Consider the following 8,423-nt stretch of genomic DNA (forward strand, 5'->3'; position numbering starts at 1 on the left):
GATCCGCCGGTGCGCTATCGGTTGCTCGGACCGCTGCAGGTGGTCGACGGGGAGACCCTGATCGACGTCGGTCCGCCCAAGCAGCGGGTGGTGTTGGCGGTGCTGCTGCTGGCCGCGGGCCGGGTGGTGTCGGTGGATCGGCTGGTCGATGCGGTCTGGGGCGATGACGTTCCGGCCAGCGCGACGGCGAGCCTGCAGGCCTACATCTCGAACCTGCGTCGCGCGCTGCGCGGATCCGGTGGGACGCAGATGGCTTCCTCGGTTTCGCAGCCGATCGTGCGCCGGCCGCCCGGCTATTACCTCGACGCCGACCCGGACAGCGTCGACCTGACGGCGTTCACGGCGGGATGTCTGCGCGCCGGTGCCGCGATCGAGGCCGAGGACTGGTCGACGGCGCTCGCCGAGGCCGACACGGCGCTGGCACTGGTGCGGGGAAACCTGTTGGAGGACATGGCCGATGCGCCCTGGGTGCGGGACGAGGCGGCGCGGGTCACCGAGATGCGGCTGGAATGCCTCGCCCACCGGGTCGTCGCGCTGCTCGCGCTGGGCAAGGTGACCGCCGCGCTGACCGAGGCGGCGGCGTTGTGCGCGCTCGAACCGTTCGCCGACCGCGGCGCCCGGTTGCAGATGCTGGCGCTGTACCGGGCCGGCCGCGCGGCCGAGGCATTGGAGGTCTACGCCCGTCATGCGCGCCTCCTCGACACCGAGCTGGGACTGGAGCCCGGTCCCGAGCTACGGGACCTGCAGACCGCGGTGCTGCGGCAGGCCCCCGAGTTGGCCGGCTGGCCCCGACCGCCGGAATGGACTGGGGCGGCCAACATTCCCGTTCCGGGGCCGGTGGCCACCGAGGCGGTGAGTGCCGAGGTTCCGCTGCGGTCGCCGTTGGTGGGCCGGGACCGTGAACTGGCCCGCGCGGCCGAGGTGCTGGCGCGGGCGTCGGCGGGTGCGACCCGGTGGCTGGTGCTGTCGGGCCCGCCGGGGATCGGCAAGACACGGCTGGCCGAGGAGGTCACCGGAACGGCGGCCGCCGACGGGGGCGACGTGGTCTGGGTCAACTGCCCCGACGAGCGTGCCACTCCGCCGTGGTGGCCGATGCGCCACCTGGTGCGCGCGCTGGGCGCCGACCCCGACGAGACGCTCGAGGTGCCGCCGCACGCCGACCCCGACACCGCGAGATTCCTTGTCTACGAACGGGTGCAAGCCCTGCTGGAGTCCGCGCCGCGGCTGCTGGCCATCGTGGTCGACGACGTGCAGTGGTCGGACACCGCCTCGGCGAGCTGCCTGGCCTACATCGCGAGCGCGCTGCGGGATCAGCGCGTGCTGGTGATCCTCACGGTGCGCGACGGAGAGCACACCCCGGAGGTGGCCCGCCTGCTGAGTACCGTGGCGCGCGGCGAGGCCAACCGGCACATCGCGGTGCCGGCGTTGTCGTCGGCGGACGTGGCGACGCTGGCCAACGAGGTCGCCGAGGACGCGGTGTCGGCCGATGAGGCCGCCGAGCTGGCCGCCCGCACCGGTGGCAACCCGTTCTTCGTCTCCGAGTACGCGCGGTTGCCGCGAGCAGAGCGGGCCGCCAACGAGATTCCGCGCGCGGTCCGCTCGGTGCTCGAGCGTCGGCTCGCCGCGCTGGATCCGGCGGTGATGCAGGTGCTGCGGACCGCGGCGGTGATCGGCGACGTGATCGACGCGTCGGCTGTCCCGCTGCTCGCGCAGGCCACCCGGCTGGATCTGGACACCCTCGCCGACTACCTCGACGAGGCCGCCGACGAACGCATCGTGATCGCCGCGCACACCACCGACGGGTACGAGTTCGCGCACGGGCTGCTGCGGGAGCAGCTTCTGGCGGGCATGCCGGCGCTGCGGCGTCAACGCCTGCACGCCAAGATCGCCGAGGTGCTGGCCGACAGCGTCGAAGCCGATGCGCCGACGCGGCGCGCGCAGCACCTGGTAGCCGCGCAGCCCCTCGTCGAGCCCGCCGTGGTCGTCCGGGCGTGCCGGCTCGCCGCCGAACAGGCCTCCGCGCAATGGAGTTCGGACATCGCGGCGCGGTGGTGGCAGGCCGCACTGGACGCCTACGACCGGTTGCCGGTGTCCGCGCGCGACGACGCCGAGCGTGACGCGCTGACCGTCGAACTCCTCGAGGCACACTCCCGTGCCGGCCGCGGACAGCTGGTGCTCGACAGTGTGCAGCGCTACCTGGGAGAGGCGTTGCGCACCGGGCGGGCGGCGAGTGCGGGACGGGTGGCCAGCGCGCTGCTGCGGGCCAGCGGCGGCTGGCCGTGGCTGGCCCCGGGACACGATCCCGGGGAGCTGCTGTCCCTGTTGTCGCGGGCGGCGACGGTGGCCGACGACGATCCGGCCGCGGCTGCGCGGGTGCTGCCCGCACTGGCCGTCGGGCACTGCTACCACCCCGATGCCGGTGTCGCCGCCGGCCTGCTCGAGCGCGCGCAGCGCGTGGCCGAGCAGACGGGCAACGTCGACGTGCTCGCCGATGTGCTGATCGGCCGGCTGATCACCTACTCGGGCGTGTGCAGCCTCAGCGAGCAGACCCTGTCCTGGGTAGCACAGCTGGAAGCGTTGCAGCACAGCCGTTCTCGGGAGGACGCCGTGATCGCGCATTCGGTCGCGACGATGGCGGCGATGAACCTCGGCGACGTCGCCGGCGCGCGTCGGCACCTGCAGGTCGGCATCGCGGGCAGTGAGGATCTGCGGCTGCCGGTCCTGCGGGCCCAGCTGCGGTGGATGGAGGCGGTGCTGGCGATGTGGACCGGCGACTTCGCCGAGGCGGAGCGTCATCACGCGATCGCCGCGCACGTGCACGAGCAGACCGAGCTGTACGAGGCCGGCAGCGGCCTGCTGGCGACGGCGTCGCTATTACGGGAGCGGGGTGGCCCGGTCGACCCCCGCTGGGAGGGTCTGCGCGCCAGCGAGGCGACCGGCGGCCAGGGGATGGTCGGGGTGGTGCGGACCGCGGTGCTGTCGATGGCGACGGGGCCCGCCGCGCGAGCCGGGGCCGCGGACTTGCTGCGTGCATGGGCTGAGACCCCCGATCGCAGCCACATCTGGACCACCCTGGGGCATCAGACCCTGCTGGCGCATCTGGCGGCCGAGCACCGCCTCGATGCGTACGCCGCGCCGCTGCTGGCCGAGCTGGCCCCCTACCGCGAGCGCATCGCGGTGATCGGTCAGGTCGGCCTGGCCGGGCCGGTCGCGCTGGCCACCGCCCGGCTGCACGCGGTGCTCGGCGAGTCCGACCGTGCGCGAGGGGATCTGGCGACGGCGCGCGCGCTGCCAGAGCGCACCGGGGGAGCGCCGACCGTGCTGCGCTGCCGGCTGCTCGACTGCGAGCTGACCGAGTCGTCGGCGGAACGGACCGCCGCCGCGCGTGCCCTGGCCGCTGAGGCCAGGGCGGTGGGCATGGACGGCGTCGCCGCCGCGGCAGAGGCGCTGGCGGTTACTTGACGATCAGCGTTCCGTGCATGGCGGGGTGGTACTTGCAGTGGAAGGCGTACTCGCCGGGCGCGGACGGAGCGGTGAACGTGCCTTTGTCGTTGCTCTCCACGTCGACGGTGAAGGTGCCCGCGGCGTCCGAGGTGACGGAATGCTCGACGGAGTCGTTGTTCGTGACGGCGATCCGGGCACCGGGAGGCACCGTGACAGGTGCGCCGTAGTTCATGCTCGCGATCGTGACGGTGGCCGCGGCGGCGCCCGCGGTCCCGGTATCGGACGACGTCGGACTGGATGTGCTCGTCCCGCCGCACGCGGTGGCCACCGCGGCAACGAGACATGCGCCAGCCCACAATGTTCCACGCGTATTCACAGTGACCCCTCTCGATCAGACCTATACCGCTGACACGGTGCGGCACATCGAAAGGTTCACCGGGTGCCGACTGCTGCTCGCCATTGCCCTTGTCGAGACGGGAGAGGACGATGGAGGGGTTCGGCGGCGCCGGCGTGACGCCGCCGCGGACCATGGAGGCAAGCCATGTATGCACGGAGCTCGCACATTCACGCGCGGTCCTCGGCGGTCGACGCCGGGATCGCTTACATCCACGACTCGGTGTGGCCCGCGCTCACCGGTCTGGACGGCTACGTCGGCTTGTCGCTGCTGGTGGACCGTCTGTCCGGGCGGTGCATCGTGACGACAGCATGGCAGTCCGAGGAGGCGATGATCGCCAGCCGCCGGGACGCCGACGCGATGCGCGACCGCGCCGCACAGATCCTCGGCGGTAGTCCCACCGTCGACGAATGGGAAATCGCCGCTGTGCATCGTGAGCACCACTCGGCGCCCGGCGCGTGTGTTCGCGTGACGTGGGCGCGCGTCGACGCGGAACACATCGATCGCGCCGTCGACGGCTACCGGTTGGCTACCGTCCCCGCACTGGCCGAACTCGACGGGTTCTGCAGCTGCAGTCTGCTGGTCGATCGCGACTCGGGATTCGGGGTTGCCACGGCCACCTTCGACAACCCGGAGGCGCTGAGGCGCAGCAAGTCGGCCACCGACGCGATGAAGGCCGCGACGGTGCGCGATGCAGGGGTCGAGATTCTCGACGAATGCGAGTTCGACCTCGTTCTGGCGCACCTACGGGTCCCCGAAATGGCCTGACCGGTCGATCGGGGCTGCTTGGATTTTTCTTGGCGCGCTGACCAAGCGGCCGCCAAGTCGGTCTGGTGATACTTCTCGCGAGCACTGAGATCGTGAGAGGGGATTCCGATGACCGTGTCGACCGATGTGACGCGCGACGATGTACTGCAGACGCTGCGCGCGCACGTCACCACCCACGTGGCGCTTCCCGGTGAGCCGGGCTACGAACGCTGCGTGCCCTGGAACGTCGCGGCCCAGGTGGCACCCGCGGCCGTGGTGTTGGCCACCTCGCCTGAGGATGTCGCCGGCACGGTGAGGTTCGCCGCGGCCCACGGGTTCACGGTCACCGTGCAGGCCACCGGTCACGGCGCCGTCGGCGTCGGACCCGGCACGATTCTGGTGCAGACCTCGGCGATGAAGCACTGCGCCGTGGACGTCGCCAACCGCACCGCGCGGGTCGAGGCCGGGGCGCGCTGGCAGGACGTGCTGGACGCCGCGACGCCGCACGGCCTTGCGCCGCTGTGCGGTTCGGCGCCGAGCGTGGGCGTCGTGGGTTTCCTGACCGGCGGGGGGATCGGTCCGCTGGTGCGCACGGTCGGCGCGTCGTCCGACCATGTGCGGGGATTCGAGGTGGTGACCGGGGAGGGCCGTCTGCTGCAGGCGACGCCGGAGTGCAACGCCGACCTGTTCTGGGGGCTGCGCGGCGGCAAAGCGACGCTGGGTATCGTGACGTCGGTCGAGATCGACCTGCTGCCGATCGCCGAATTCTACGGTGGTGCGGTGTATTTCGCCGGTGACGACGCCGCCGCGGTGCTGCACGCCTGGGCCGGATGGTGTGCCGGGCTGCCCGAGACGGTGAACACGTCGATCGCGATCCAACAGCTGCCGCCGATGCCGGGGGTGCCCGAGCCGTTGGCCGGCAGGATGACGGTGGCCGTGCGGTACACCGCGGTCGGCGATCTCGCGGAGGGGGAGCGGCTGCTCGCGCCGCTGCGGGCGGTGGCGACCCCGCTGCTCGACACGACGGCCGTGATGCCCTACGCGGCGATCGGTGCGGTGCACGCCGACCCGGTGGATCCGATGCCGGTCAGCGAGAACCAGGCGCTGTTGTCGGCGCTGCCTTCCGAGGCGGTCGATGCGCTGCTGGCGGTCGCGGGCCCGGGTTCGGGGTCGCCGCAGGCGATCGTGGAGCTGCGGATGCTGGGCGGTGCGCTGGCGCGTGAGCCGCGGCACCGCAGTGCGTTCTGCCGGCGGGACGCGGCGTTCTCACTGTTGACGATCGGCGTCCCTGCACCCGAGATTGCCGCCATGGTCGTCGGCCATGCAGCGGCGGTGGTCGGCTCTGTCGAGCCGTGGTCGACGGGTGGGCAGATGCCGAACTTCGCGCCCTCCTACGACCCGGCCCGGCCGTCGCGGGTGTACAGCGAGGACACGCTGCACTGGCTCGCAGCCTTGGCCGACCGCTACGACCCCGCCGGTGTCCTGGCGACGGGCCAGGTCATCCGGACCCTCCGTTAGACGCGCCCGCACGTTTCCGGTGAGCTGGGGGTACCCCCGCTTGCGGGGGAGCGTGTCTGCAACGGACACGCCGTCGAAAACAGGCAGTTCACGCACGCTCGCCGCGTCCGCGAGCCCGCCTGAGCAGGCGATTTGGAGGGCCAGCGGCGGCACCGGTAACCTAGCGTTCACCCGTCGCGGGGTGGAGCAGCTCGGTAGCTCGCTGGGCTCATAACCCAGAGGTCGCAGGTTCGAATCCTGTCCCCGCTACTAAGTGAAACGGCCCTCGGAGGACACTCCGGGGGCCGTTTTCGTGGGGTTTGGGAACTCTTGGGACCTTTAGGCTGTGCGAGGATTTCGAGCGTTGCGCACGCTAGGTGACTTTCGTTCCGCCAGCTGTCGCGGGGCCGCCGCCAGAAATATCTGCAGACGAACAACAAGCGATGGCCCACGAGTGGACGCAACGGTCACAAGGCCACGTCATGGCTCGTAGTCGACGGTCGACCGACAGTGGACTTGAGCTCTCACGCTGGGGTGACGACTCTGGACTGGCCGGTGATCGCACGGGCGGCGACCCGGTGATATCTCATCTGCCGCTTCGAGCCTGAAACGTACTGGCAGTGGCAACCCAGCGCTGGCCGACCATGAGCTTGACGCAGACATCGCCATCCAAGTTGGCAGGCTCCATTGCATAGCCGTTCAAACGGGCGTACTGATCGATGATCAGTCTGCTCGGTGCTTGTCGATCGTTGCAGCGCCAATGTGGGCATTTGACAGTGCTATCCGGCTATGGAGGTCGTTCAGTGCACAAGATCCTCGGGATTGGCAAGCCGGCACCTATCGCGGGCATCGCGCGTCGTTGCAGCGGGCTGATCCGAGTGCAATCCTCACCCACGAAGGCGGCATATGCGGATGCAGGGGGAATCGCCTGTTGCTCGTAGCCACGATGTGGCTACGTCAGGTGTGTTTGCGAAACTGATGCCGATGTCGGTGCGGGCCGATACGGTGGGCTCACCTTTGTAGGGGGCCTAGGGGAGGAACCAAGGGTGGGGGCATTGGCGGGTTGGTATGACGACCCATGGAATCAGTCAGATTTGCGCTGGTGGGACGGTGTTCGGTGGACTGACCGCACAGCTTCAACGTCTCGTGCAGGCGCCGATGGGGCTGTTCCAGTCCATGCTCCACGGGCGGGTGTTGAGCACCTGATCGGGCGCGACGGCCGCATTGCTGTCATTGACGTGGAAACCACAGGTTTGTACAACACCGACCGTGTCGTCGAGATCGCGATACTGACGCTGGACTGCGATGGTCGTGTGCACGACGAGTTCGAGACGCTAGTTCAACCATTGCGCGACGTAGGCCCGACCTGGATCCACGGCGTCGACGCCAGCATGGTGCGCGGGGCGCCAACCTTCGCCGATGTGGCGCACCATGTGGCGTCGCGACTTGATGGCGCGGTGGTCGTCGGCCACAACGTCAGGTTCGACACCCGCATGATCGGCAACGAATTGTCCAGCGCCGGAATCGATATCGACTGGGGGTACCCGCTCGACACACTTCATGCGACTGGCTGCAAGCTCGGCCAGGCCTGCGCCGAACGCGGTATCTCGCTCGATGGCGCACACCGCGCAATCGCTGACGCCCGCGCCACGGCGCGGCTGCTGTTCACAACAGCCGATCACTACGCCAACCGATGCACACCAGCTATCGCACGACCACTGCTCTGCACCCCACTGCGGGTGCGTGCGCGCGAGGGGCACGTCGACGTCCTCCCCCCGGCACCCTACCTGGCAGCCCTCGCTCGCGGCGTCCACACCAATGTCGACATCGCGCCGTATGTGCAGCTGCTTGATATTGCGATCGCCGACCTGCAGCTCTGTCCCGAGGAGCGGCAAGCGCTGCGCGAACTCGCCGGCGAACTCGGCTTGGATGACCGCGCAGTGGCTCGCGCCCACCGCGAATTCATGAACGGACTCATCGACGCCGCGCTCGAGGATCAGGTTGTCACCGACGAGGAGTACAGCCAACTGTGCAGGGCCGCTGCACTTCTCGATATCGATATCGATACAGTGATGACGCGCATCGACCCTTACCGCGCAGCAATCGGTGAGCTGCAACTGGTAGCAGGTCTGTCGGTGTGCTTCACCGGGCAGGGCGAGCAAGGAGGCCGCCTCGTCGACCGCGCCGCGCAGGAACAAATGGCTCAACAGCATGGGCTCGTCGTGGCCAAGTCGGTGACGAAGAATGGGCCTGACTTAGCCTCAATCCGTGGATCGACCCTGTTGAGGTCCGGTCAGACTGATTTTGCTGTGCTGCGGTGGGTGGGCAGCGTGAATCCGCT

At 69.7% G+C, this 8,423-nt stretch carries 5 protein-coding genes, 1 tRNA gene and 1 pseudogene; 6 read left to right on the forward strand and 1 reads right to left on the reverse strand.

Annotation, left to right across the window (positions count from 1 at the left end; all coding sequences use genetic code 11):
• Positions 1 to 9: 9 nt before the first annotated feature.
• Entirely contained in the window at positions 10 to 3,462 is a 3,453-nt protein-coding gene (locus MCHLDSM_RS14575; RefSeq protein WP_109788836.1) for an ATP-binding protein, read from the forward strand.
• Here MCHLDSM_RS14575 and MCHLDSM_RS14580 read toward each other — a convergent pair.
• The gene (locus MCHLDSM_RS14580; protein ID WP_048470748.1) at positions 3,455 to 3,772 is read right to left on the reverse strand and encodes a cupredoxin domain-containing protein; all 318 of its coding nucleotides are present in this window, start codon (positions 3,770 to 3,772) and stop codon (positions 3,455 to 3,457) included. The genes MCHLDSM_RS14575 and MCHLDSM_RS14580 overlap by 8 nt on opposite strands.
• Before the next feature lie 213 nt (positions 3,773 to 3,985).
• On the opposite strand from MCHLDSM_RS14580, the gene MCHLDSM_RS14585 reads away from it, so the two are divergent.
• From MCHLDSM_RS14585 to MCHLDSM_RS14600, 5 genes and pseudogenes are all read left to right on the forward strand, one after another.
• Positions 3,986 to 4,606: a hypothetical protein gene (locus MCHLDSM_RS14585; protein WP_048470749.1), complete on the forward strand. Its 621-nt coding sequence runs from the start codon at positions 3,986 to 3,988 to the stop codon at positions 4,604 to 4,606.
• A gap of 108 nt (positions 4,607 to 4,714) precedes the next feature.
• Positions 4,715 to 6,103, forward strand: a complete 1,389-nt coding sequence (locus tag MCHLDSM_RS14590) for an FAD-binding oxidoreductase (RefSeq protein WP_048470750.1) — start codon at positions 4,715 to 4,717, stop codon at positions 6,101 to 6,103.
• Positions 6,104 to 6,278: 175 nt separating this feature from the next.
• Positions 6,279 to 6,352 (forward strand) — tRNA-Met (locus MCHLDSM_RS14595).
• Positions 6,353 to 7,128: 776 nt separating this feature from the next.
• Positions 7,129 to 7,215, forward strand: a pseudogene (locus MCHLDSM_RS40405) (DUF2510 domain-containing protein); the annotation flags it as partial.
• A gap of 105 nt (positions 7,216 to 7,320) precedes the next feature.
• The coding region (locus tag MCHLDSM_RS14600; RefSeq protein ID WP_048470751.1) for an exonuclease domain-containing protein at positions 7,321 to 8,423 on the forward strand (1,103 nt) is incomplete at its 3' end.

This window comes from Mycolicibacterium chlorophenolicum, from assembly GCF_001044235.1.
GTDB lineage: Bacteria > Actinomycetota > Actinomycetes > Mycobacteriales > Mycobacteriaceae > Mycobacterium > Mycobacterium chlorophenolicum.

Bases quoted from the DNA above. Each gene is read 5' to 3' on its own strand.
- MCHLDSM_RS14585 (WP_048470749.1), top strand. From the start codon at position 3,986: ATGTATGCACGGAGCTCGCACATTCACGCGCGGTCCTCGGCGGTCGAC.
- MCHLDSM_RS14590 (WP_048470750.1), top strand. From the start codon at position 4,715: ATGACCGTGTCGACCGATGTGACGCGCGACGATGTACTGCAGACGCTG.